This window comes from Ruegeria denitrificans, assembly GCF_001458295.1.
GTDB lineage: Bacteria > Pseudomonadota > Alphaproteobacteria > Rhodobacterales > Rhodobacteraceae > Ruegeria > Ruegeria denitrificans.
Window position 1 is genome coordinate 13,261 of sequence record NZ_CYUD01000020.1, and the last position, 23,321, is coordinate 36,581.

24 protein-coding genes are annotated in these 23,321 nt (G+C 53.6%); 18 read left to right on the forward strand and 6 right to left on the reverse strand.

Translation table 11 applies throughout. The annotated features are described in order from the left end of the window. Positions 1-61 precede the first annotated feature (61 nt). The 4 genes from ugpA to RUE5091_RS20815 are packed head-to-tail and all read left to right on the forward strand — an operon-like array spanning position 62 to position 3,791. A complete protein-coding gene (gene ugpA / locus RUE5091_RS20800) occupies positions 62-943 on the forward strand; it encodes a sn-glycerol-3-phosphate ABC transporter permease UgpA (protein ID WP_058283862.1) in 882 nt (293 codons plus the stop codon). A gap of 20 nt (positions 944-963) precedes the next feature. Continuing rightward, positions 964-1,800 (forward strand): sn-glycerol-3-phosphate ABC transporter permease UgpE, encoded by an 837-nt coding sequence (gene ugpE, locus RUE5091_RS20805; RefSeq protein ID WP_058283903.1) that lies wholly within the window; start codon positions 964-966, stop codon positions 1,798-1,800. A 3-nt stretch (positions 1,801-1,803) separates the two neighbouring features. After that, positions 1,804-2,859 carry a sn-glycerol-3-phosphate ABC transporter ATP-binding protein UgpC gene (gene ugpC, locus RUE5091_RS20810; RefSeq protein ID WP_058283863.1) on the forward strand — a complete coding sequence of 352 codons (1,056 nt, stop codon included), beginning with the start codon at positions 1,804-1,806 and terminating at the stop codon, positions 2,857-2,859. Beyond that, a complete protein-coding gene (locus RUE5091_RS20815) occupies positions 2,859-3,791 on the forward strand; it encodes a glycerophosphodiester phosphodiesterase family protein (protein ID WP_058283864.1) in 933 nt (310 codons plus the stop codon). Before ugpC ends, RUE5091_RS20815 begins: the two co-directional genes overlap by 1 nt. A gap of 352 nt (positions 3,792-4,143) precedes the next feature. Here the strand turns inward: RUE5091_RS20815 and arsJ are convergent, their stop codons facing one another. The 3 genes from arsJ to RUE5091_RS20830 are packed head-to-tail and all read right to left on the reverse strand — an operon-like array spanning position 4,144 to position 7,234. After that, the gene (gene arsJ / locus RUE5091_RS20820; RefSeq protein ID WP_058283865.1) at positions 4,144-5,409 is read right to left on the reverse strand and encodes an organoarsenical effux MFS transporter ArsJ; all 1,266 of its coding nucleotides are present in this window, start codon (positions 5,407-5,409) and stop codon (positions 4,144-4,146) included. Beyond that, positions 5,406-6,404, reverse strand: a complete 999-nt coding sequence (locus RUE5091_RS20825) for an ArsJ-associated glyceraldehyde-3-phosphate dehydrogenase (protein ID WP_058283866.1) — start codon at positions 6,402-6,404, stop codon at positions 5,406-5,408. Before RUE5091_RS20825 ends, arsJ begins: the two co-directional genes overlap by 4 nt. Then, positions 6,401-7,234 carry an arsenate reductase/protein-tyrosine-phosphatase family protein gene (locus tag RUE5091_RS20830; RefSeq protein WP_058283867.1) on the reverse strand — a complete coding sequence of 278 codons (834 nt, stop codon included), beginning with the start codon at positions 7,232-7,234 and terminating at the stop codon, positions 6,401-6,403. The genes RUE5091_RS20825 and RUE5091_RS20830 overlap by 4 nt, the downstream gene beginning before the upstream one ends. Positions 7,235-7,489: 255 nt before the next feature. Between RUE5091_RS20830 and RUE5091_RS20835 the strand changes: the two genes are divergently transcribed. The 11 genes from RUE5091_RS20835 (at position 7,490) to RUE5091_RS20880 (ending at position 14,833) form a co-directional block, all read left to right on the forward strand. Further along, positions 7,490-7,735: a hypothetical protein gene (locus RUE5091_RS20835; RefSeq protein ID WP_058283868.1), complete on the forward strand. Its 246-nt coding sequence runs from the start codon at positions 7,490-7,492 to the stop codon at positions 7,733-7,735. An 18-nt stretch (positions 7,736-7,753) separates the two neighbouring features. Further along, positions 7,754-8,164 carry a TroA family protein gene (locus tag RUE5091_RS23690; protein WP_243470841.1) on the forward strand — a complete coding sequence of 137 codons (411 nt, stop codon included), beginning with the start codon at positions 7,754-7,756 and terminating at the stop codon, positions 8,162-8,164. A gap of 156 nt (positions 8,165-8,320) precedes the next feature. Then, positions 8,321-8,701 carry a TroA family protein gene (locus tag RUE5091_RS23695; RefSeq protein ID WP_243470842.1) on the forward strand — a complete coding sequence of 127 codons (381 nt, stop codon included), beginning with the start codon at positions 8,321-8,323 and terminating at the stop codon, positions 8,699-8,701. Between the two features lie 26 nt (positions 8,702-8,727). Further along, positions 8,728-8,994, forward strand: coding sequence for a hypothetical protein (locus RUE5091_RS20845; protein WP_243470847.1), 267 nt, complete (start codon positions 8,728-8,730; stop codon positions 8,992-8,994). 348 nt (positions 8,995-9,342) lie between these two features. Further along, complete coding sequence (locus RUE5091_RS20850; protein WP_058283870.1) at positions 9,343-10,464, forward strand: aromatic ring-hydroxylating oxygenase subunit alpha; 1,122 nt, start codon at positions 9,343-9,345, stop codon at positions 10,462-10,464. Position 10,465: 1 nt separating this feature from the next. Continuing rightward, positions 10,466-10,903 (forward strand): lactoylglutathione lyase, encoded by a 438-nt coding sequence (gene gloA / locus RUE5091_RS20855; RefSeq protein WP_058283871.1) that lies wholly within the window; start codon positions 10,466-10,468, stop codon positions 10,901-10,903. Between the two features lie 3 nt (positions 10,904-10,906). Further along, on the forward strand, positions 10,907-11,311 hold the full coding sequence (locus RUE5091_RS20860) for a cupin domain-containing protein (RefSeq protein WP_058283872.1): 405 nt from the start codon (positions 10,907-10,909) through the stop codon (positions 11,309-11,311). Positions 11,312-11,460: 149 nt separating this feature from the next. Next, positions 11,461-12,900, forward strand: a complete 1,440-nt coding sequence (locus tag RUE5091_RS20865; RefSeq protein ID WP_058283873.1) for a glutamine synthetase family protein — start codon at positions 11,461-11,463, stop codon at positions 12,898-12,900. Positions 12,901-12,962: 62 nt separating this feature from the next. After that, the gene (locus tag RUE5091_RS20870; RefSeq protein ID WP_058283874.1) at positions 12,963-13,979 is read left to right on the forward strand and encodes an alpha/beta fold hydrolase; all 1,017 of its coding nucleotides are present in this window, start codon (positions 12,963-12,965) and stop codon (positions 13,977-13,979) included. Positions 13,980-13,989: 10 nt separating this feature from the next. Continuing rightward, positions 13,990-14,187 (forward strand): hypothetical protein, encoded by a 198-nt coding sequence (locus RUE5091_RS20875; RefSeq protein WP_058283875.1) that lies wholly within the window; start codon positions 13,990-13,992, stop codon positions 14,185-14,187. Between the two features lie 88 nt (positions 14,188-14,275). Continuing rightward, a complete protein-coding gene (locus RUE5091_RS20880) occupies positions 14,276-14,833 on the forward strand; it encodes an Lrp/AsnC family transcriptional regulator (protein WP_082643763.1) in 558 nt (185 codons plus the stop codon). A 6-nt stretch (positions 14,834-14,839) separates the two neighbouring features. On the opposite strand, the gene RUE5091_RS20885 is transcribed toward RUE5091_RS20880, so the two are convergent. From RUE5091_RS20885 to RUE5091_RS20895, 3 genes are read right to left on the reverse strand one after another with little or no spacing between them, the layout of a single operon-like run. Continuing rightward, entirely contained in the window at positions 14,840-15,643 is an 804-nt protein-coding gene (locus RUE5091_RS20885; RefSeq protein ID WP_058283876.1) for an ABC transporter ATP-binding protein, read from the reverse strand. A gap of 56 nt (positions 15,644-15,699) precedes the next feature. After that, entirely contained in the window at positions 15,700-16,746 is a 1,047-nt protein-coding gene (locus RUE5091_RS20890) for an ABC transporter substrate-binding protein (protein WP_207383758.1), read from the reverse strand. A 47-nt stretch (positions 16,747-16,793) separates the two neighbouring features. Beyond that, positions 16,794-17,663, reverse strand: coding sequence for an ABC transporter permease (locus tag RUE5091_RS20895; RefSeq protein WP_207383759.1), 870 nt, complete (start codon positions 17,661-17,663; stop codon positions 16,794-16,796). Positions 17,664-18,597: 934 nt separating this feature from the next. On the opposite strand from RUE5091_RS20895, the gene RUE5091_RS20900 reads away from it, so the two are divergent. The 3 genes from RUE5091_RS20900 (at position 18,598) to RUE5091_RS20910 (ending at position 23,207) form a co-directional block, all read left to right on the forward strand. Then, positions 18,598-19,887 carry a hypothetical protein gene (locus RUE5091_RS20900; RefSeq protein WP_058283877.1) on the forward strand — a complete coding sequence of 430 codons (1,290 nt, stop codon included), beginning with the start codon at positions 18,598-18,600 and terminating at the stop codon, positions 19,885-19,887. Positions 19,888-20,439: 552 nt separating this feature from the next. Further along, positions 20,440-22,086, forward strand: a complete 1,647-nt coding sequence (locus RUE5091_RS20905; protein WP_058283878.1) for an arylsulfatase — start codon at positions 20,440-20,442, stop codon at positions 22,084-22,086. Between the two features lie 131 nt (positions 22,087-22,217). Continuing rightward, the gene (locus RUE5091_RS20910) at positions 22,218-23,207 is read left to right on the forward strand and encodes an HAD family hydrolase (RefSeq protein ID WP_058283879.1); all 990 of its coding nucleotides are present in this window, start codon (positions 22,218-22,220) and stop codon (positions 23,205-23,207) included. Positions 23,208-23,321 lie beyond the last annotated feature (114 nt).

A 23,321-nucleotide genomic window follows, 5' to 3' on the forward strand; every position in this document is an offset into this window, starting at 1 on the left:
TACGAAAAACCATTGCGGGCTCTGAAGGGCCCGCAATCCTTTTTCTCGGTGGAGCATCAGGATGGAAAAACGCGTCACCTTTCGCGGCTGGCTCTTGCCGTTGGCGTTGATCGCTCCGCAAGTCATCATTTCCGCTGTCTTCTTCTTTTATCCCGCCGGGCAAGCCGTTTGGCAGTCTCTGTTCATTCCTGATCCCTTCGGGCTGTCTTCGCAGTACGTCGGTTTAGGCAACTTTGAGTTTTTGCTGAGCGACAAGTTTTACCGCGCTTCATTTGTAACAACGGCGATTTTTTCGACGCTGGTCACGCTCTGCTCGATGATCCCGGCGTTGTTTTTGGCCGTCATTGCCGACCGGCTGATCAAGGGGTCGGGTGTTTACCGGACGCTGCTTATCTGGCCCTATGCTGTCGCCCCTGCAGTTGCGGGTGTGTTGTGGCTTTTCATGTTCAACACGCGCGTCGGGGTCGTATCGTGGTACCTTGGACAACTCGGCTATGATTGGAACCACGTTCTGAATGGCACCGAAGCTATGGGGTTGGTGGTTGTCGCCTCGGCCTGGGGGCGTATCAGTTATAACTTCCTGTTCTTCTTCGCCGCGCTGCAGTCGGTCCCAAGGTCGGTGATCGAGGCCGCCGCGATTGACGGCGCGCGCTTCTGGCGCCGGTTCTTTACCATTGTCTTACCGCTGTTGTCTCCGACGGCGTTTTTCCTACTGGTGGTGAACGTTGTCTATGCCTTCTTCGAAACTTTCGGAGTGATTCACACGATCACCGGGGGCGGCCCGCAGCAATCGACGACGATCCTTGTCTACAAAGTCTTCTCGGACGGGTTTGTGGGACAGGACCTTGGCTCATCCTCGGCGCAATCGGTCATCCTGTTGATCGTCGTGGGCCTGTTGACCGTGATCCAGTTCAAATACGTAGAAAAGAGGGTGCATTACTGATGGCGGCCCAACAACACGGAATGGTCGAGAAACGCGGCGCAGGCATCTGGCTGACCCATGCCTTCATGATCCTTGGCGTTCTGATCATCTTCTTTCCGATCTGGCTGGCCTTTGTGGCCTCGACCGTGACCCAGGCTGATATTGTATCGCCGCCCATGCCCGTATGGCCGGGCGATCAGTTCTGGGTGAATTACAAGGCGGCGCTGTTTTCAGGGATAAACGTGCCCGTCGCGACGATGCTGTTCAACAGTCTGGTGATGGCCATTGGCATCGCAGTGGGCAAAATCATTATCTCGTTGCTTTCAGCTTTTGCGATCGTCTATTTCAAGTTTCCCGGCCGTACGACCTTCTTCTGGCTGATCTTCCTGACGCTCATGCTGCCGGTTGAGGTGCGCATCGTTCCGACCTTTGAGGTTGTGGCCGGGTTCGGCATGCTCAACAGTTATTACGGGTTGATCTTTCCCTTGATCGCCTCGGCAACTGCGACGTTCCTGTTTCGACAGTTCTTTCTGACGATCCCGGATGAATTGGCCGAAGCTGCCCGCGTGGATGGCGCTCGCCCGATGCGGTTTTTTTTCGACATCGTGGTGCCGATGAGCCGGACCAACATCGCGGCGCTGTTCGTCATTCTGTTTATCTACGGGTGGAATCAGTACCTCTGGCCGCTGCTTATCACCACCGACCCTGAAATGAACACCATCGTGATGGGTATCAAGCAGATGTTCCCGTCCGGCGATGATTTTGCGCATTGGCCGACAATCATGGCGACATCCATTCTGGCGATGATCCCGCCGGTCATCGTGGTGGTGTCAATGCAAAAGCTGTTTGTCCGCGGCCTTGTCGATAGCGAGAAATAAAAAATGGCGACAGTCACCTTAGAAAATGTCAAAAAGAGCTTTGGTCCGACGGATGTGATCCATGGTATTGATGTCGATATCTCTGACGGAGAGTTCATTGTTATCGTGGGCCCGTCAGGTTGCGGTAAATCCACACTACTTCGGATGGTGGCTGGGCTGGAAACCGCTACTTCTGGGGAAATCCGGATCGGTGAGGAACGGGCGAACGAGAAAGAGCCAATGGATCGCGACATCGCGATGGTGTTCCAGAATTATGCGCTTTATCCGCATATGTCCGTACGCCAGAACATGGGTTACGGACTGAAGATCGCGGGCCTTCCCAAGAACCAGATTGACCAGAAGGTGACCGAGGCGGCCAAGCTGTTGCAGCTTGAACCCTTGCTTGATCGCAAGCCCAGACAGCTTTCAGGCGGGCAGCGTCAGCGGGTCGCGATGGGCCGCGCCATTGTCCGTGAACCTGCGGTGTTTCTGTTTGATGAACCGCTTTCGAACCTGGATGCCAAGCTGCGGGTCCAGATGCGCCTGGAAATTCGTGAGCTCCAGGAAAAGCTGGGGATCACATCGCTTTATGTCACCCATGACCAAGTAGAAGCCATGACAATGGCGGACAGGATGATCGTGATGAATGGCGGGGTGGCCGAGCAGATCGGGACCCCGCTAGAGGTTTATGAAACGCCGAAAACTTTGTTTGCGGCGCAGTTTATCGGCAGCCCCGCGATGAATGTATTTGATGCCCAGCGTGAAAACGGGATGCTCAAAGTCGGTGAAATTGAGGTCGGCTCATCCCAAGGCCCCGATACTGCGGTAAAGCTGGGGATCCGACCGGAACATCTGATGCATGATGACAATGGTTCGATTGAAGCTGCAATTCAGATGGCCGAGCCATTAGGGGCAAACACATTGTTACACGGTCAGCTCTTGGGGTCTGGCGACGCGATTACGATCAGCCTTTCTGGCGTGCACCCAATCGAAGGCCGCCATCCGAACATGCGGTTTTCGGTAGCTGCAGAGAACATACATTTGTTTGATCATTCGACGGGAAAAAGGCTGGAAAGCTGATGATATTCCCGCAAGTCGACGCTTTTCGTGGCGGTGAAAACCTGATCCGGGTTGTGGGTCATCGAGGGGCACGCGGTGTTTTGCCAGAAAACAGCTTGATCGGCTTTGATTTTTCGCTGTCCATCGGCGTTCCGCTTCTTGAGTTTGATGTTGTCCTTACGGCCGACGATGTACCGGTCATAACTCACAACCACCGGCTGCACGCGCCTAGCTTTCGCGATGCCGAAGGGCTGTTTTTGACCGGAGAAGAGCCGAAAGTTTCCTCTCTTACCTTTGAGCAGATTCAGGAATTCGATATCGGGCGACTAGACGGGCATTCCGCCTATGGTCGCCGCTTCCCGGATCAGGCCCAAATGGACGGTGTTCGTGTTCCAAGGCTGATGGATTTGCTGAATTTGATCAGCGACCCAAAAAACGGTGATGCCTGTCTGATGCTGGAACTGAAGTCGGACCCTGACTTGGCCCATGACACGCGATACCGCGAAAAATTAGTCGGGCGAGTTCTGCAAGAGGTTCGCGCCAGGGATCTGTCCTCTCGCGCGGTACTGCACAGTTTCGACTGGAATCTTTTGGAGGCATGTCAGCGACAAGCCCCTGACATGCCGTCTTCGTACCTGACACAGCTACCAGAGAACGCGGATGATGTAGGAGAGGATTCCTCGAAAGCGGTCTGTCCGGATTTTCGCGGTCGTCGCGATGACATTCCGCATCTGGTCAAGCAAGCGGGTGGCTCACTTTGGTGTCCATATTACGCGGATGTGACGGCCAAGAACGTCGAACTGGCCAAAGACTTAGGGTTGTGTGTTGCCGTTTGGACAGTCAACGAGCCAGAAGATATCGCTAAAATGATCGCCCTGCGTGTAGATGCAATTGTGTCTGACTATCCGGGGCGGGTTCAAAGACATCTATCGGACTTGGGCATGGTTTGGTGAGTTGCCTTCGTGTGGCTTGTAGAGCGATTAGAAGAGGAAGAAGAAGCCTGTACTTGTCGCGGTGTTTTTGGGCATGAACTTGACGGGCCCGATGATCAAGAACGCGATCGTTCTGATCGACCAGATCAATGGCGATTTGACCGATGGCCCGATGAGTTATGATGCGGTTTTGAAAGCCGGTGCTTAAAGGCTCCGTCCGGCATCTGCGGTCGTTTGATCTGATCTTTCACATCGAATATGGATCGTTTTGTCCGCCAGAACGAGGCAAATGGTTGAATAGCCTGTTCATTTTTCTTTGGCGAGGCAGGTATTGGATAATAACAGTTCTGCTCGTCTTATTTGTAGGCGCAGATCACGAGTAAGCCTTTCGGGTGTGATCGGTCAGCTTGCCTGACGTCAATGCGGCAAGCGCAACCATAACAGCAGCTGTGCCCAGAACCAGGGGAAGGCCTCCGATCTGATAAGTCAATCCGGACAGGAGGGTGCCCACAAGACGCCCGGTCGCGTTGGCCATGTAATAGAACCCGACATCCATCGTCACCCGGTCCGATTTGGTGAACGCCAGGATCAGGTAAGAATGCAGTGCTGAGTTGATGGCGAAGAGTGCCCCAAACGCCAGCAAACCCAGAACCAACGTGACGGTTAACCAGGTTTCAGGACCCGAGGATAACAGCACAGCAACCGTCAGTGCGACTGGTATGCAAAACAGCGCTACGGCCCAGCTGCGGGCAGCGTGGATCAGATCCCCGTCGGTGCGTTCGCTGGCGCGCAGAATTTGCGGCGCGCTGGCCTGAACCGCGCCATAAAGGATCACCCAGACGGACATGAAACTGCCAATCATAAAAAAGGCCGCACGATTTCCATCTGTCGTGCCATCTGACAGTACGGCATAGAAATAGATTGGGATACCTACCACGAACCACACATCTCGGGCACCGAACAGAAAGACGCGCGCTGCCGACAACCAGTTCACATTCGCGGATTTCGAAAACACCTCCGAAAACTTTGTTCCTTTGCGCCCTTTGGGCAGACCCGGAGGCATGAACAGTATCACCGCAATCAACATCAATGCCAGAACGGCGGCCATGACCAGTATGGCGGTCATAAACCCCAGCGTTGCCAACAACACCGCACCCAGCAGAAACCCCAGGCCTTTCACAGCGTTTTTAGATCCGGTCAGCACCGCAACCCAGCGAAACAGCTCACCGCCTTCGCTCGGCGCCAGCAGTTTAACAGAAGATTTTGACGACATCTTGGCCAGATCCTTGGCCACACCGCTGGCCCCCTGTACCATCATCACGAAGGTCACCGACATCCCGATGGTCCAGTTCGGATCAAGCTGCGTCATCGCCAGCAATGCCATAATTTGCAGCCCCAGACCTGCATAAAGCGTCGAGGTCAATCCGAACCGCGCCGCAATCCAGCCTGCCGTCAGGTTGGTCGCGATCCCCGCGATCTCGTATAGAACAAAGAGATAGGCCAGTTGCACAGGCGAGAAGCCCAGCGAGTGAAAGTGCAGTAGCACCAACATACGCAGCGCTCCATCGGTCAGCATAAAGGCCCAATAGGCTGCCGTAACCGCGATATAAGCCGACAGGCCCTCGGGTCTCTGGGTCACAGCCTGGCCCCAACCATCAGGGCGACGTCTGCCAGTCGATGCGCATAGCCCATCTCATTGTCGTACCAGGCATAGATCTTCACTTGTGTCCCATTCACTACCATGGTTGAAGGCGCATCCACGATCGAAGAGCGTTCATCGTTGGTATAATCGGTCGACACCAAGGGCCGGGTTTCATAGCCCAGGATACCCTTCAGCTCCTCCTCGGCGGCAGCTTTGAACAGGGCATTGACCTCTTCGGCGGTAGTTTTCCGTTCGACTTCGAATACGCAATCGGTCAGCGAAGCGTTCAGCAAAGGCACCCGCACCGCGTGGCCATTCAACCGTCCTTTGAGTTCCGGATAAATCAGTGTGATTGCAGTTGCTGAGCCGGTGGTGGTCGGGATCAATGAATTCAAAGCCGAGCGTGCGCGGCGCAGATCCTTGGCCGGACGGTCCACGATGGTTTGCGTGTTAGTCACGTCGTGGATGGTGGTTATCGAGCCGTGGCGGATGCCCAGGTTTTCGTGGATCACCTTGACCACCGGCGCCAGGCAATTGGTCGTGCACGAGGCGGCGGTGACGATCTGATGTAGGGCCGGGTCATAAGTCTTGTCATTGACACCAACGACGATATTTGCCGTTGGGCCGTCCTTAACCGGGGCCGAGACGACAACCTTTTTCACGCCAGCCTCGAAGTACGGGGCCAACTTGGCTTCGGTTTTGAATACGCCCGTGCAGTCGATCACCACATCGACATTGTCCAGTGGCAGAGCGTTCAGGTCCTTGGTGCCGATAAAAGGCAGGCGCGTGCCATTGATCGTGACGCTTTCGGCGTCATGTTCGAATTTGGCGTCCCAGCGACCGTGGACTGTGTCGAATTCCAGCAAGTGCGCATGCATTTCGGGATCACCTACCGCGTCATTGATCCAGGCGATCTTGGCGCCTTTTTCCAGAAATGGTTTAAGGGCCAGCTTTCCCATTCGGCCCAGACCGTTCAGTGCGTAGGTCGTCATTGTGTTTCCTCGACAGGCGTTCTGCCGATGTCATCGACAGCAGATTGCAATGCGATCCGGTCGAGACTTTCGACCGGCAAAGATGTGAACGCTTCGATCCTGCGCTTGAGCGCGCCATATGCGTTCTGGAATGCCAGGCTTTTTTCGGCTTCCGTGCCCGTGGCCGTAACCGGGTCATTCATCCCCCAATGGCCACTGATCGGTTGACCGTCCCAGGCGGGGCATTCCTCGTTCGCGGCCTTGTTGCAAACGGTAAAGACGAAATCCAAATCGGGTGCGCCAGGTCCCGAAAATTCAGATATGCTTTTGGACCGCAGGGCCGAGGTGTCGTGGCCCTTATCCTCAAGAACTTGTACCGCGATGGGGTTCAGTTCCGAGAACGACCTGGTTCCGGCGGAATAGACGTTGAACCGGTCTCCGGAGATGTCCCGCAGCAAGGTCTCGGCAAAAATAGAGCGCGCCGAGTTTCCGACGCAGATGAAGAGTACGTTGAATTTCCGGTCCGTCATTGCACCTTTTCCTTGTTCGGACGGCATGCAGATGTCGGGACGGCCACGGCAGCAATCGTTCAACAAAAACCCGAGCATGTGCTGCACGTTCTTCATGTTGACCGAATAGCGCAGAGATGTTCCTGACCTTTCTTGCGTCACCAGTCCCGAGCGCTGCAGGGCGTTCAGATAGTTCGACAGTGTACTGGGTTTGATGCCCAGCTCGTCTGCTACTTCACCCGCCGGAACGGTGTCGGGATAACGCCGCATCAACATGCGAAACACGGAAATGCGATGCGGATGGCCCAGGATGGCAAGCTGGTTTGAAATCATATCTATCATATTTCATGAAATATCGAAATAAGATATGCGCGTCAATTCGAATTTTTTCGGGGACCGGATATGCTTCGCTGTTGCGTGGTCAAAGCTGGCCGGGATCGTGATGGATAGGTCTTCCCCATTCAGCGTGATTGGCTAAACCCTCGGTTCATCAAGAGGCTTGTCTTGTGATTTAGACATCCGCAGTTCGATCGTATGGCAGTTGCATGACGACTCGGGTGACATGTCTTTTGGTCTAGGACAATCAGCGGGCGGAAGTTGTCCCTGGTGGTCGAGTTGGGGATCACTGTGGTGATGATCGTCCATGATCTGGTGATGAGTCCGGAATTCGCCCCCCATGTGGCGTTGATGACATCCTGCAGGCTTACAGGGTTTGGCCCTATGGCAGAGGTGCTGACCCCGGACAGGGTCCGTGACACGTTCGGTGTTGATTCCCTTTGTTTTCATCACGAAGGCCGAACGATTCCGGCGCCGGACATCCAAAAAACCACTGTTTCAACTTAATCCAAGGAGCCTTCTCCTATGAAATACACCTTGTCCGTGGCGCTGGTTGTGGCCACGGCGGGCGGTGCGATGGCACACGATGTCACTGTCGATAAATGCGGTGCGTCGCTGGTGTTCGAAACCGAACCTGAACGTCAGGTCGTGCACGACATGAACATGACAGACATGGCCTTTGCATTGGGTCTGCAGGATAAGATCGTTGGCCTGACCGGCATTTCTGGCTGGTACAAGACCAGCCCGGATTTCGATACGTTGCGGGGCGATACCCCCGAACTTGCACCGAAATACCCCGTGGTTGAAAACCTCGTGGCAGTTGAGCCTGACCTCTTCCTTGCAGGTTGGCACTACGGGATGAAGCCGGGCGGAGATGTGACCACGGATACGTTGGTTCCCTTTGGCATCAAGAGAATGATCCTGACCGAAAGCTAAGTGCATCTGGATCACGACCGCTCCGAGGCCAGCATGGATCTGCTCTTCAACGATGTCCTGCGACTTGGGCAGGTCATGCATGTTGAAGACAAGGCAAGCGCGTTGGTCGATGGCTGGAATTAACGGCTGGCAGCGATCGAGGCACAGACCGCCGATTTGCCCAAATCCCGCGTTTTCCTTTTGGACGGTCCGGCCGATGCGCCCTTTACCGTGGGTAAATTTGCCATCCCCGACGCGATGATTGCTGCTGCGGGTGGCGAGAGCGTGACCGATGGCATGTATACAAGCTGGGGGCGTACATCGTGGGAGGCAGTGGCCCCTGCCAATCCAGAGTTTCTGGTGCTGCTAGATTATCAGACCGGAAACGGAGCGGAAGACACGTTCAAGTTCCTGCAAGACCATCCGGTCATGTCTCAGACCGATGCCGTAATAAACGAGCGCTGGATCGGATTGCGGTATGAGGAACTGACCCCAGGACCGGCGAAAATCGACGCGATTTTGAAAATGGTCGCTGCCATGCATCCGGGCCTCAACTGATATGGGCCGACTTGGCCGCCCTCTTGTTGATTTCGACTGTTTATGGAACCACCTCAATTCCGGCGACAGACGGTTTTAGGGCGGTGGTTCTGGGCACCGGGCTGGCCGACGGTGACATATCGCCGTTACATCCGATCGTGTTTGATCTTCGAATGCCACGAGCGTTGCTTGCCGCCGTAATCGGAGCTGTCCTGGGCCTTGTCGCCGAGGTGGAAAGGCACTGGACGGACCAAGATGAAAGATTGCTACGGTGGGTTTGGGGCGCCTTGGTTATTCAGGCGTGGTCGGCTTGAACCTGCTGCCTTTCGCAGGATATTATATGCGGGGTTTGAGGCAGGCTTTTGGCTTATCGCTAGTGAAAACCTCTGGGTCCCCGACAACAAGATTTATCTGAATACGGATCGATTCGTAGCGAAAGTCAGGAATCGTGAATTTTTTTGATCACGAATCTTCGAAAAAATTACTGAACACACTCCATATCGGTGAATAAATTCTGAAAAACCATAAACATTGTAATGGATTCGTAAAAATATATAGACAGGATGCGTTTTTCGCAGTTCACTGCTGTGCAAGCAGTCAGGAACACACTTACACTCTGGCTGTCGTGCTGATCTCAACACTCTGCGTCAGGAACCTGAACGATGAATGCAATTACCACGTTGCTTGAGTCTTTCTATGAAGATACTACCCCAAAGCGCGGCTTACCCGCGGATGCCTATAAGGATGTGGAATTCTGGAGGGCTGAATGCGCCTCTGTCTTCACCCGCAACTGGATTTGCGTCGGCTTCGCTCATGAGTTGCAAGCGGCAGGAGATGCCGTTCCGGTCACTGTGGCTGAACATCCTCTGTTGTTGGTTCGCAATATGACCGGACAGATCAAGGCTTTTCATAACGTTTGCCGCCACCGCTGTCTGACTTTGGTCGATGCGCCAAAGAATGTAGGCAAGCTTATCCGCTGTCCTTATCATGCCTGGGCCTATGATCTGGATGGCCAATTGCGCGCGGCGCCTCACTTTGGCGGCGTCAATGAGCATGAAGCGGACGGGTTCGACAAATCAAAGAATGGTCTGGTGCCGGTCCGTACCCATGTCTGGAACGATTGGATCTTTGTTAATCTTGATGGAACGGCCACGGAATTTGATACGTATTCCGCCACCATGCAGGCCCGTCTGGACGGGATCGACTGGGACAATGTCAACTGTATCGGAACACTCGATTTTGGCGAGGTCGCCTGTAACTGGAAGTTCATCATGGAGAACTTCATCGAGCCCTACCACGTTCAATTCGTGCACGCCTCAACCACAGATCAGCCGCTTGAAGATCACTATACGATCGTTGATGGCAATTGTTTGGGCAGCGCAGTTGATCTGGGGGAAGAGATCGGCACAGCAGGCAGCTTGGGCGTTAGCTCGCGCTATCTGACGCTCTATCCGAATTTCATTCTGGGGCGGTACTTCCCGGATCAGATGGGCGTTTACCTGAATATCCCTACGGGCCCCGGCACGATGATGCAAAAGCGGGCCCTGTATACCACCGAAGGTCAGACTCTGACGCCAGAGGCGATCGAAGGTCTGAAGAAGCTTTGGTGGGATGTGCACAGGGAAGATCATGAGATGACGGAGCGGCTGCAACTGGGTCGGGCTTCGACTGTGTCCGAGGCAGGTGGCGTGCTGTCCCCGGCCTGGGAAGACAGCGTCCGCGCCTTTCAGGAATTGGTGGCACAGGATGTGACCACCGTCGAACAATCGAACAGAGGAGAATAGCGTGAGCGATAGCATCAACAGCGGATTTCGGCTGGCTCACACCATGCTGCGTGTGATGGATATGGAGAAATCGCTGGAGTTTTACTGCGGAATTCTGGGGATGCTGGTTTTACGGCGTACGGATTACCACGAAGGCAAGTTCACCAACACCTTTATCGGCTACGGCCCCGAGGCCGAGTCGCCGACGTTGGAATTGACGGCCAACTGGGATCAGGAAGAGCCATATGAAAAAGGCAATGGCTGGGGCCATATCTGCATCGAAACCCCTGATGTTTACAAAGCCTGCGAAGACCTAGCAGCCGCTGGCGTGAACATCACGCGCCCACCGGGACCGATGAAAAACGGCACCCGCGTCATTGCGTTTTGCGAAGACCCGGACGGTTACAAGGTCGAACTGAACGAAAGCATTCTGAAACATCTGGCCAAGGAAGGGTCCTGACCCATGGGAAACGCACCAAAACTTATGAAATGGGATCTTGTCGAAGACCGTTACAACAAAATCAGCGAAGGCGACAGCGACACCTATATCAAACCCATGGTGACCAGCGCGTTCAGCGATACGATGTGCGGTGGCATCAATGTGCTCAAGAACATCAAGATTCCATGGGACCTGACCTGTGACGAGATCATTTATGTTCTGGAAGGCACGTTCCGACTGGTCTGCGAAGGTCAGGAATACATCTGCGACCGCGGTGATGTTCTGTTCATACCCAAGGACAATCACATCTCATACGAGGCTGATGATCGCTGCGTGATCTTCTATGCCGCCTATCCCCACAACTGGAAACAACTGGCTGGGATCACCCAGGTGCCGGGTATTGATCCCGATGATTTTGTGGCGGGCTAACAGCTCGCAATGACCAGAAGGTAAGCGCCCGAGTGTTTTCTGCAAGCCGGCGCTCTTGCTTTCCCCCGGCGGCCAACATGCTGCCTACATTAAAGACCGCCCGACTCTGAGGTCAGAGCTCGGGTGGCGTCCTGACAGGAGGAAGCCAAATGCCCAAGGATAACCCAAACAGCAAAATCTACTACGAAAGCTTTCAAGACGCGGTCGAACGCAACCGGCCGAAAATACCCGCCGTCAAAAAGCAACTGGAAGACGCTGGCGTCAAATATGTCATGGGCGCCTGGATCGACCTGCATGGTATTCCCAAGACCAAACCCGTCCCGATGAGCGATTTTGAACAGCTGTGTCTGGGCAAGGGTCCGCAATTCGCGGTACACTCGATTTCCTATGTCCCAGAACTCAGTCCCGCCGACAGCGATCAGGTCGTGGTGCCGGATCTGGATGCGGTTTATATCTGCCCGTGGGACACCTCGATGGCCATCATCTTCTCGGATCTTTACTGGGAAGACGCGCCTTACAATGTTTGCCCGCGCCAGGCGCTGAAGCGCGCGATGCACGAGGCCGCGCAAGAGGGCTATACCGGTTACGCAGGGGTTGAACCCGAGTTCATCGTCATGAAATACGACGAGAACGGCCTGCCGGTAAAAGCATTCGATGACGATCCGGCGAATGGTTTACGCCCGCGTCGTCAGGCCTTTGGCTATGATGTCGAATACTCGGTCGATTCAATGCCATTCCTCAAGGACATGATCGACATCATCGAGGGGTTGGGCTGGAACCTGCATGACGTTGTGGCCGAAGGCGCATATTCCCAATTTGAGCTCGATTTCCACTATACCAACATGTTGGAAATGTCGGACCGGCTGGCGTTCCTGCGTATCGTGCTAAAGGAAGTGGCCAAAAAGCATGGTATGTTCGTGACCTTCATGCCGAAGCCAACCGTGGGCGACTGGCGCTCGGGCGCGCATATCAACATGTCGATGCAGCATGAAAGCCGCCCCGGCGAGAACATTTTTGAAACCCCCGATGGTGAGTGGAGTGATGAAAGCCGCTGGGCTGTAGGCGGGCTGATGCAACATGCCGAAGCGATCACCGCAATCACCTGCCCGACGGTTAATTCCTATAACGGTCTGGTTCCGCGCGTAGGCGGCTTTGAAGGTGGTACGGTGACCTGGGCGCCGACAAACATCACCTATGGGTTCAACAACCGTTCGGCCCAGTTCCGTCTGCCGCAAAGCCGCCATTGCATCGAAAACCGCGCCTGCGACATGACGATGAATGTCTATCTGGCTATGGCGATGCATCTGACCTGTGCGGTTCAAGGGATCGAGAACAAGATCGACCCGGGTAAACCCACCGATTTCGACCTGTATTCCAAGACCGAGGCCGAATTGTCCGATCTGGGCATTCGCCGCCTGCCGCGCACGCTGTACAATGCGATCGAAGCGCTGCGCGGGGACGACATGGCCAAACACGTGATGGGCCCGGTCATGCGGAAATCCTACCTCGAATATAAGAATGACGAGTGGGAACGATATCACCAATCCGTCACGGATTGGGAAGTGCAGGAATACCTCCGGCTCTACTGACGAAAATACAGACGGCCCCGACGTTCACCGGGGCCGTTTTTCTATAAGCTGCAGAGACCATTATGACCCAAGAATTCCAGATATTCGAACTCGGTAATTTTCCGTTGTTGTCAGGTGAGGTCCTGAAAGACGCCAAACTTGCCTATCAGACATACGGCACCCTGTCCCCGGCACGAGACAATGTGATCGTCCTGCCGACCTTCTACACCGGCACTAATTCCCGCAACGAGGGGTTCTTTGGGGCAGGGCGGGCGATTGATCCGGCGCGGCATTTCATTGTCAGTCCCAACCTTTTCGGAAATGGTCGTTCCTCGTCGCCATCCAACAGCCCGGCGCCACAGGACGGTCCACACTTTCCGCTGGTACAAATGTGGGACAATATCACCGCGCAGCATCGGCTGATCCATGACCATCTGGGTATTGAAAAGATTGCGCTTGTAGCCGGCTGGTCGATGGCTGGCTGCCAATCCTATCAATGGGCGGCACAGTATCCGGATATGGTCGAGGCGATCCTGCCGTTTTGTGCCTCGGCCAAAACCTCTCCGCATAATTTCGTGTTCCTTGAGGGTGTCAAAGCTGCGCTCTGCGCCGATCAGAACTGGAACGGAGGAGATTACGACAGCCCTCCGGTCGCGGGCCTGAAAGCGTTCGGGCGGGTCTATGCAGGCTGGGCCTTTTCGCAGACCTTCTACCGAGAAGGTTTGTACAAACAACTTGGTTTCAAGACGATCGAAGATCTTCTGGTGGATTGGGAGGTCGACCATGTTGAAGGCTGGGATGCTAACAACCTGCTGGCCAAGCTGGCGACGTGGCAGGCCGGTGATATCTCGGCGGGTCCACTTTACAACGGAGATTTCCAAGCAGCACTCGGGGCGATCAAAGCCCGCGCAATCCTGATGGCCTGCACACAAGACCTGTATTTCCCGCCCGCGGATAATGCCATCGAAGCGCAGTATATGCCGAATGCTGATTTCCGCCCCTATGACTCGCCCTGGGGTCATTGCGCAGCCAACCCGGGTAACGATCCGGGTTTCACTGCTGCTTTGGACAACAACATTCGCGAGCTTTTGCAGGGATAGTCCAAAGGGGATGGCTGGAATTGAAAAGCTTCTACACTTTCAACAAAACACCATCGCAGTGAAAGTCACGGTTGCGGAATTAAATGAACGCATTGAAGCCAATGACAAGTTTTGTATGGGCGTCTGCGCGCTAGGGGTGGGGGTGCAAGCAAATGCCGCCTGCTTGTGTCTTCACGGTAATTGGGGCGAAGCCCAGGATACGATGTAAACCCGCACCACAACTGACGTTCGTGGTAAATCGGTTTGATGTTCTGGCTGGTTCGACTTTATGATCAGAATTCAGTTAATGAGCCCGTATGCCTGACGCAGCTAAAGGAAACATTGTGAACTTATCGCGCAAGTCAGAAGCCGAAAAACCCACGCGTCAGCGAGGTACGCATTCGGTGGAAGAGCGCTTGAACAGCGAAATCGTTCAAATGCTTGAGCTGGACGGGCGTATGCCTTTTTCGGAAATCGCCCAGAAGCTCAGCGTGTCCGAGGGAACGGTACGAAACCGCGTCAACGCCATGAAAGAAGCGGGCCTACTGCGTATCGTTGCTATCGCGGACCCCACGGCGTCAGAGTACAAGGCAGATGCGATGGTTTGCCTGAAGGTGGCGCCAGGCACGACCCCGCAAATGGTTGCGGAACGGTTGGGTGAGGTGTCCAGCGTGGTTTATATTCTGTGGGTCACGGGGCGGTTTGATCTGATGGTCGAGCTGGTGTGCGACGAACCAGACGATCTTGCGAGTTTCCTTGAAGACCACATACACGGCGTCGAGGATATTGTGGACGCCGAGGTGATGCTGGGTTTGAAGAACTTCAAGAACCAATTCCTGCTCAAACGCAATTGGGAACCGCGCTCCAAAATTTAAGCCGGTCTACATTTCGTCCTGGTTTTGCCCGGCCGCCGAGCGCATCAGCGCAGTGATCTCACGTTCGCATTCCGGATAGCCGGGCAGGGCGATCAGCTCTTCCTTGCTGTGCAGGTCGACGCCCTTTTTAAAGTCCAGATTCAGAATGGTTTTCAGCTGGCCGGGATTGGCTGAAAGAAACACGATCTTGTCTGCTAGGAAAATAGCCTCCTGAATGTCATGGGTGACGAGCAGGATTGTGGTATGAGTTGTCTCGACAATCTCCAGCAACATTTCCTGCATGTGCCAACGTGTTTCAGCGTCCAGCGCACCAAAGGGTTCGTCCATCAGCAGAATTTCGGGTTGGTTTGCCAAAGTCCGCGCAATGGCCACGCGCTGTTTCATGCCACCGGAAAGGGTCTTGGGATAGGCATCGCGAAACTGTGTCAGATGCACAAGGTTCAGGAACTTTTCCGCGCGGGCACGGCGTTCCTCCTTGGGAACGCCATTCAGTTTCATGCCGTATTCGACATTCTGAATAACCGTCAACCATGGGAATGAGGTATAGCTTTGAAAGACCATACCGCGTTCGCGCGCGGGGCCAAGAACCTCGCGCCCGTCCAGTTGAACCATGCCGCTTGTCGGTTCTTCCAGCCCTGCGACGATATTCAGCAAAGTAGATTTTCCACATCCTGACGGACCAAGCAAAACGCAAAGCTCGTTTCGCTCGACCGAGAAAGTCACATCACGCAGCGCTTCGACCGCACGGTGATTGCCGCCAAAGGTCTTGCAGACGTTGTGCGCGGTCAGGATGGTGTCGTCTAACGGCATGCTAATTCCCGGTGGTCAAGGGGTTGGTCCGGGCGGATTCTCCACCCGGGGATTGCTCAGCCGCGATAGCCAGTTTCGTACAACTCGCGGTGCAGGTCGCATTCAACGCCGGTTTCCGGTGGGCTGACCTGTTCAATCAGACTGAACTTGACCCACCATTCACTCATAAGATTCCAGTGGTCGGTCATCTGTCCGTTGGATTGGTCAAACGGTGGGTTCCCCGGCGCCGCGCCACAAAATTGCGCCGCTTCGATGAAGTCATAGACGTAAAGACCACCATCCGTGCGGCTGCCATCTTTGCCAAGAACTAGTTCCACGTCGGCCACGCTCATCTTCATGCCGTCGGCGATGATCTGGTTGCCCTCGGTGGGGTTCTCCTGCCACCAGGCAATCGCATCATAAAGCGCCTGTAGCGTCTTTTTGGCGGTATCCCGGCGTTCAGTCACGAACTTGTCGCTCATATACAACCCGTCGGCGATAACGCCTTGCTGCAGCCAGAAAGGTTCGCGCGACTGGGCCAAAACACTGGACCCTTCCAGCGCTTTCAATGTGTTAGCCCCATAAGGCTCCCAAAACTCGGATGCGGCAACCGAGCCACCGATCATCGCCGCAAAGGCGTCGTCAGCGATAATGTTACGATAGGTCACCGCGTCAAACGGTACCCCGTTTTGTTCCAACCACATTGCGACGAATATCTGGGCTAGACCGCCTTCAAGAACTGCAACTTCCTGCCCAACCAGATCTTCGGCGTTGTTGATGCCGGGTGCCGCAACAATCTTGTCTGTACCGTAGGAGAGGTTGCCAAAGGCGACCAGCTTGATCGGTAAGCCGCTTGCAATTCCAACTGGAGTGAATTCGACGGTTGAGCTGACCACATCCATCTGATCGGCCGCCACCAGATTGAAACTCTCATAGGGGTCTTCGATTGCCTGGTAGTCGATATTCAGATCGGGGGCCAAACCCTTTTCAATAGCGATGTACCAGAACCCGTAACCGGGCCAAGTGAAACCTGATATCTTCACATCTTCCGCCGCTTGCGCAAATGCTGGCATCAGAGCCATAAGCGCGCCTGCAGCAACGGACTGCAGCTTTGTGAGTTTCATAGTTATCTCCTCCTGTTGTTTGTGCACCTTCGGGCGTGTTTTGGGCGTCAGGATTTTTCCTCAAGATAGGGGAAGGCGATCCGATATAGTTGCCTGAGCAGGTAGTCGAACATCAGACCCAGAATGCCGATCACCAGAATTCCGGCCATGATCTGATCGACATGCAGGAACCGTTTGGCGCGCATCATCATTGCGCCGATGCCTGCGTCGGCAGCGGTGATTTCGGCGATTACAAGATAGGTCCAACTAACCGCCAGCATCTGGCGCATTGCGATCATGATATTTGGCAGAGACGCGGGTACGACCACCGTGCGCAAAATCTGTATCCGCGATCCGCCCAGCGTCATGGCCGTGCGGATCAGATCTGACGGAACAGCCTTAACGTGGTCCATGATCAAGGTGATCAGAAACCACACAACGCCAATGAACAGCAGGGACAGTTTCTGCATGTTTCCGGCGCCAAACCACATCAACAACAGCGGGATGAATGATGGGGCAGGCAGATACCGCCAGGCTGAGACAAATGGACTAAAGAATGCCTCGACCACTTTGAAGGTGCCCATCAGGATGCCCAGCGGGATGGCGACAGCGCAGGCCAGTGCGAAGCTGAGTACGACACGCCAGACACTGATCAGGATATCATTGAAAAAACTGTTTTCGACAAACAGCGTATAAAGCGCAGAGACGACTTTGCCGGGGCCGGGTAACAGGATTGGGTTGGTCCATTCCAGTAAGACAGCCAGTTCCCACAGGCCGAAAAACAGTACCCAAACCAAAATGCCCAAGCCGATCGACCAAGCCTGCGGTATGTCCCGCTTGAACTCGAAAACCCTTCTGCGACGGCTTGGACGCGCGGCGTCAGTTTCCGTTTTCGCACCGTGGCTCGGTGTTGCTGTTTTGGTGGTCAGTTCGCTCACGATATCTTTCCCGTATCCATGTCGCGCAATTTGCCAATTCCATGGATTATTTGAGCATCGTATGATGAAACCTCAAAATAATGAACAAAAAACATAGTAATTCGCAACAAAACTTAGATTAGAAGAAGTAAAGGAGTAAAAAGTGCTCCAAAATTAGAGTGATTCAGTAATTCGCGGGTTTTGGCTTTCAGGAATCGATAAAATCCCGCGCAACAGCAGATGCTCTGTGTCATGGAGGGAAAAGGTGACAGCACATCAATGGCTTGAGGTTTACCTTGAGGGATGGCGCACGGGTGACGCCCAAAAGAGCCTGGACGCGACGGCCAAGCCACTATAGGTAAATGTTGACGAGCTACCGACCAGCAGTTAGGCTGCTGGTCGTTTTCGTTTAGAAATATGAGCTTGTGACGTGCCGGAACCCAAGAAGGCTTCGCAAAAATCTGCGAACAAAATGAGAACTCGACTTCCTCGCCTGCCTGGAGGTTTCTCAGTCAATTTTTGCCGCAATCCACTTTGTGACCTTTACGGCGTATTACCTGACCCACGAGATGGGCGCGGCCGACCAGCTACTCCTGGTTCGAATTTGGCGCGGGGCAAGGTCTCCGGATCCGGAGATCAGCGCACCTATGTTTGCCCAAGTTGCGGACGGTCTAGCATCCTCAAATCCAACAAGGCATTGGCGGAAGAATACGCAAGGCTCTCCCGCCTGAATAGAAGAACAAAACGTGAAAGTTGTCCGAGTGTTGCATGTAGCAATCATGGAGCGACCGTTGGGCTCATGCCGAGCCGGTATCGAAAGTTCGGTACGACGGCCAAAGGAGATCCAAGATATCAGTGCAAAGCGTGTAAGAAGACCTTTTCGATTGGTCGCTCAACGAGGCGACAAAAGCGTAGCGATCTAAATGGTAAAGTCTTTAGATCGCTGGTTAATGGCGTGACACTTTCAGCTATCTCACGATTACTCGATACATCACTTCCGGAAGTCTATTCAAAGATCGACTTCATCCATGAGCAATGCCAAGCCTTTGCAGCAGATCGGGAGAAGCGACTGCCCGAAGTTTTTGAAGGTGACTGTCCTCACTTCGCCACGGACACACAAATCCTTCAGGTGAATTGGCCCGACAAAGGTATTCGTAAACTTGTAGAAGTGCGCCACATGTGCACCGTCCACAGTGATAGCAAGTATGTCATCGCATCTACAACAGATGTTGATCCCGACGTTCACCCGCTTGCCGTCGAAAAGGCGATGGACATTGTCGGTGACAAAGACAAGCCTCGTTCTATGCGGGAGAACGCTCGGATTTGGTTTGCCAGTGAGTACATCGAGTACATTTGCAAACGACACGAGGCGACCAACCCAAAATCAAGTAGGTGGCACCGTAACAAAAAGCCGAGAGAGCTTGATGACGATATCAGGCTCCTTGAGATGGCCGCTAGGGTTCGACAAGACGCGGCCGAGTTTGCGCATATCATGCTGCTCAAGAAGAAGATCGGTCGGAAGTATCGGCTGCTGAACTTTTCAGTTGACCGCGATACGGGTGTCTCTTCAGCCTTTTTGGCTGTGTTCAAAAATGAAGTGCAGAAGAGAGTGGTGCGGATTGCAGACGTCACCATGGCAAAGAATGAAAGCCATCCGCGGCGCCTGGGGTTTGTGGCTGATGGTAACAGGGAATTAGAGCGCGTGGAGTATTTGATGCGTCAGGCAGGGTTCTTGCCTGGAGGTGGTGATCAGGCTGTCTCCAGGCCACAGGACGGCGCCATGGAGTACCTTTTGGAAGCCTCCTTTGGCAATATGGCACTCTCCGATATCAGGGAGCTCCTAATGGATCATACCGGTCAGTCTGAAACGGCCGGCATTCACTATCCGTTCCACTTCATTAATGAGCCGCATAAGCGGGTGATTTTCCGCACTGACCCGACACGATTAGACTATGCCCAGATGGCCCAGTTCGCAGTTCGGGCGGGAACGCATCCGGTAGACATGTATCACGCTCGGGCACGGACCAAGGTCATGGGATTTGAGCGTGGCTTGTCAACCTCGGGCCGCAAAAGCCTGTGGTACTACAAGCAGTACTACAATCCGGTTATGGTCATGAAGCTGGTGGATATCCTGAGGTTTGCCCATAACTACACCGACCTCATGGTAAAAGAACACAAGAGCCCAGCTATGAAGCTCGGTATTGCAAAGGGCTTTGTGTATGATCGGGATCTCTTCAGTTTCTGATCTAGTCAAGCGCAAAGCCGCTGTTTACTTTAGCATTTGAGCGGTCGAAAATTTTCGTACCAAAATATCTCTCCGCTTTCTGTAGTAGTCGGCCCAGTTCTTTCTCCTCCACGTTTGACGAAGTCTATTTCTGGGTTCGTACAAGAGGGAAATTTGACAAATAATTGAATCGCAATAACATAATGTGAGTTGTTGGTTCTCTGCCGTTTTCCACTGACAGCCTTCGTTGAACATGAGGCGGCGAAACTTTTATTCGGGTAAAGCAAGCGCTATTCGTGGGTTAAATCACTCAAAAAAGTGAAACGTTGATTTAGGCTTAAAAACGACGTCAGAGATTACCGAGGATGATCGCTGGGATCATCCAAAGTTTGGTGTCCTATCGACTAGTTGTTCGTTGTGATTAAACGGCGCCCCGACAGGTTGAAGTATCCAAAAGTATAGGAGGACTATTCGGAATAGGTCGTAGTGTGTTCAGTTTAGCACTGTATCAAAACCTTTAGAAAAGCGCGGTTTCACAACTTTAATACTTTTTACCCGAAGTAGGAGACAAACATGATTAAACCTCACCAAGCTGTCACACCATTGGCTGCTTTGTTTTGTACTTTCGCGATCTCCGCGACGGCTCAGGATTTCGATCCGACGTCTTTGTCGACCTACGGCAGCAAGCCCAACATCATTATGATCGTTTCTGACGATACTGGGTATTGGGACCTTGGTGCCTATCATGGAGGCGCCGCGCGCGGCATGGACACACCCAATCTTGATCAAATGGCCAAGCAAGGGATGATGTTCACAGATTTCTACGCTCAATCCTCTTGTACACCGGGGCGTGCAGCGATGCAGACCGGGCGTTTCCCGAACCGCTCGGGCATGACGACGGTTGCTTTTCAGGGTCAGGGCGGTGGACTGCCGGCGGCAGAATGGACTATTGCGTCTGTTTTGAAGCAGGCTGATTACAACACTTACTTCATGGGAAAATGGCACCTCGGAGAAGCAGATTACGCCATGCCGACAGCCCATGGCTACGACAAGATGGAAAACACATTCCTCTATCACCTAAATGCGTACACCTATGCGCTGGACGACTGGAATGTGCAGATGTCCGATGATCAGAGGGCATTTTACAAAGAGAACACCACTGGCGTTTTTGAAGGCGTGGCCGGAGATCCTGCCAAGGAAGTGCTGACTATCGAAGACATGACGACTGCTGATTTGGCTGCGCTGGACAAGGTTGGTGCGGAAAAGGCGGTAGCAGAATTGGAGCGTCTTGCCGGTCTGGATAAGCCATTCTTCATGTCTATCAACTGGGCTGCGAACCACCAACCTAACCTGCCGTCGCCTGATTTTGTGGGCAAGTCGGCGGTAAAGAACAAGTATGGCGACAAGGTGGTCGAGCTTGATTTCCACACTGGTCAGATCCTCGACAAGGTGGAAGATCTCGGAATTGGGGAAAATACCCTGATCATTTACACTGTTGATAATGGCGCGTGGCAGGATGTGCATCCTGATGCCGGCATGACACCGTTTCGTGGCACCAAAGGCACTGACCGTGAAGGGGCGTACCGCGTACCGTTCTTTGCCAAATGGACAGGTAAAATTGCGCCGGATTCGAAATCGAGCGACATTACCGGCGGTACTGACCTGATGGCCACCTTTGCTAGCCTTGCTGGAGTGCCACTGCCGACCGAGGATCGCGATGGTCAACCCACAATTTTTGACAGCATCGACATGGCGCCTGTCCTGTTTGGTGAAGCTGAGCCACAGCGTAATTCCTGGGCATACTTCACCGAGAACGAACTTTCGCCAGGTGCGGTGCGCGTCAACGAATGGAAGGCCGTGTTCAACATACGTGGAGACAACGGCGCACGGGCCGGTTCCGAGGCCCCAGCCGCCGAATTGGGATGGCGCGGTGCCGAGAGTTACGTCGCCACAGTTCCACAAGTGTTCAACCTTTGGGAGGATCCGATGGAGAGATATGACATCTTCATGACAACCGGGCGTGAGAACACCTGGACTGTTCCGACACTGATGGGCGAACTTGAGCGCGTGGTAAAGACATACATTGAGTATCCACCTCGTCCGGTGCAGAGCGAGTCTTATTCTGGCCCGATTACGCTCACCGAGTATCACCGGTTCAAGACTGTGAGGGATCAGCTGGAAAAAGACGGGTTTTCGCTGAGTCTTCCAACTGGCAATTAACGCAAATGGTTGGGGCGTCGTTATGCGGCGCCTCGACAAACTCCAAAATGTAAAGTTGAGGGTGAATTCCTTATCCGGCTTTCAATCGCCTTCCTAAAGCGCCTTAACATTTGCTTCTGAAAGGGATCCATATGTCAAAACACTGGTTGATCAGAGCAGCCTTTGGATCCGCTTGTCTGGTAATCGCCAGCACACAAGCCTTCGCTGCCCCCTTGAAGTCTTGGAACGACGGTGCGACGAAATCTGAGATAATCGACTTTGTTACGACTGTATCGGATGAGACGTCCGATAAGTTTGTGCCTTCGGAAGACCGCATCGCAGTGTTTGACAATGACGGCACTCTTTGGGTTGAAAAGCCGCTTTACACTCACGCATACGCAATTTTTTCCGAAATGAAGCGTCAAATAGAAGCCGATCAAACCTTGTTGACACGGGAGCCATGGAAATCCGTCGCGAACAAGGATTTTGGATACTTCGAACAGCTATACGCAACTTCAGAATACGAGACGCTCGCAAGCCAGCTATTTGCTGCTCCGTTTGGTGGAATGACATCGGATGATTATGCGAAATGGGCTCGGGATTTTGCCGATAGTTTCAAGCACCCCGAGCTAGGTGTTGGAATAGATGAGTTGACCTACCAGCCGATGGTTGAACTGATAGACTTTTTGAAAGCCAACGATTTCACAGTTTACATATTCACCGCAGACGAGGGTGCCTTCCTGAGGGTTCTTGCCCAAGACCTCTACGACATACCACCCGAACGCGTTTTCGGGACCACCGTCCGTGAGGAGTTCGTGATCGAAAACGACGAGCCGCTGCTCGTACGAACCTATCGGGTGGATCACTTAAACAATTGGGATGGTAAACCCCGCCTTATCCAGAAAGTTATCGGTCGCACACCCATATTGGCAGCAGGAAATTCAAACGGTGATCAGCAGATGCTGCAAAACACTGCGCTGAGAGGGGGGATGTCTATCCTCGTGCATCACACCGACGCAGAACGAGAGTTCGCTTATGACAAGCACACTGAAAAAGTCATGCCGCTAGCGGACAAGGAAGATTGGATCGTGGTGGATATGGCAAAGGATTGGAACAAAGTCTTGGCGGAAGCATCAGATTGACCCCGCCAACTGGGCCCGGCGCACTTAAGTCAGGCTATGCGTGATGTAAAACCGTTAACAACCGGCCCCGAAAGTCATTTCAGATTGTGGTTCTTGATGCAGGCTAACGTCCAA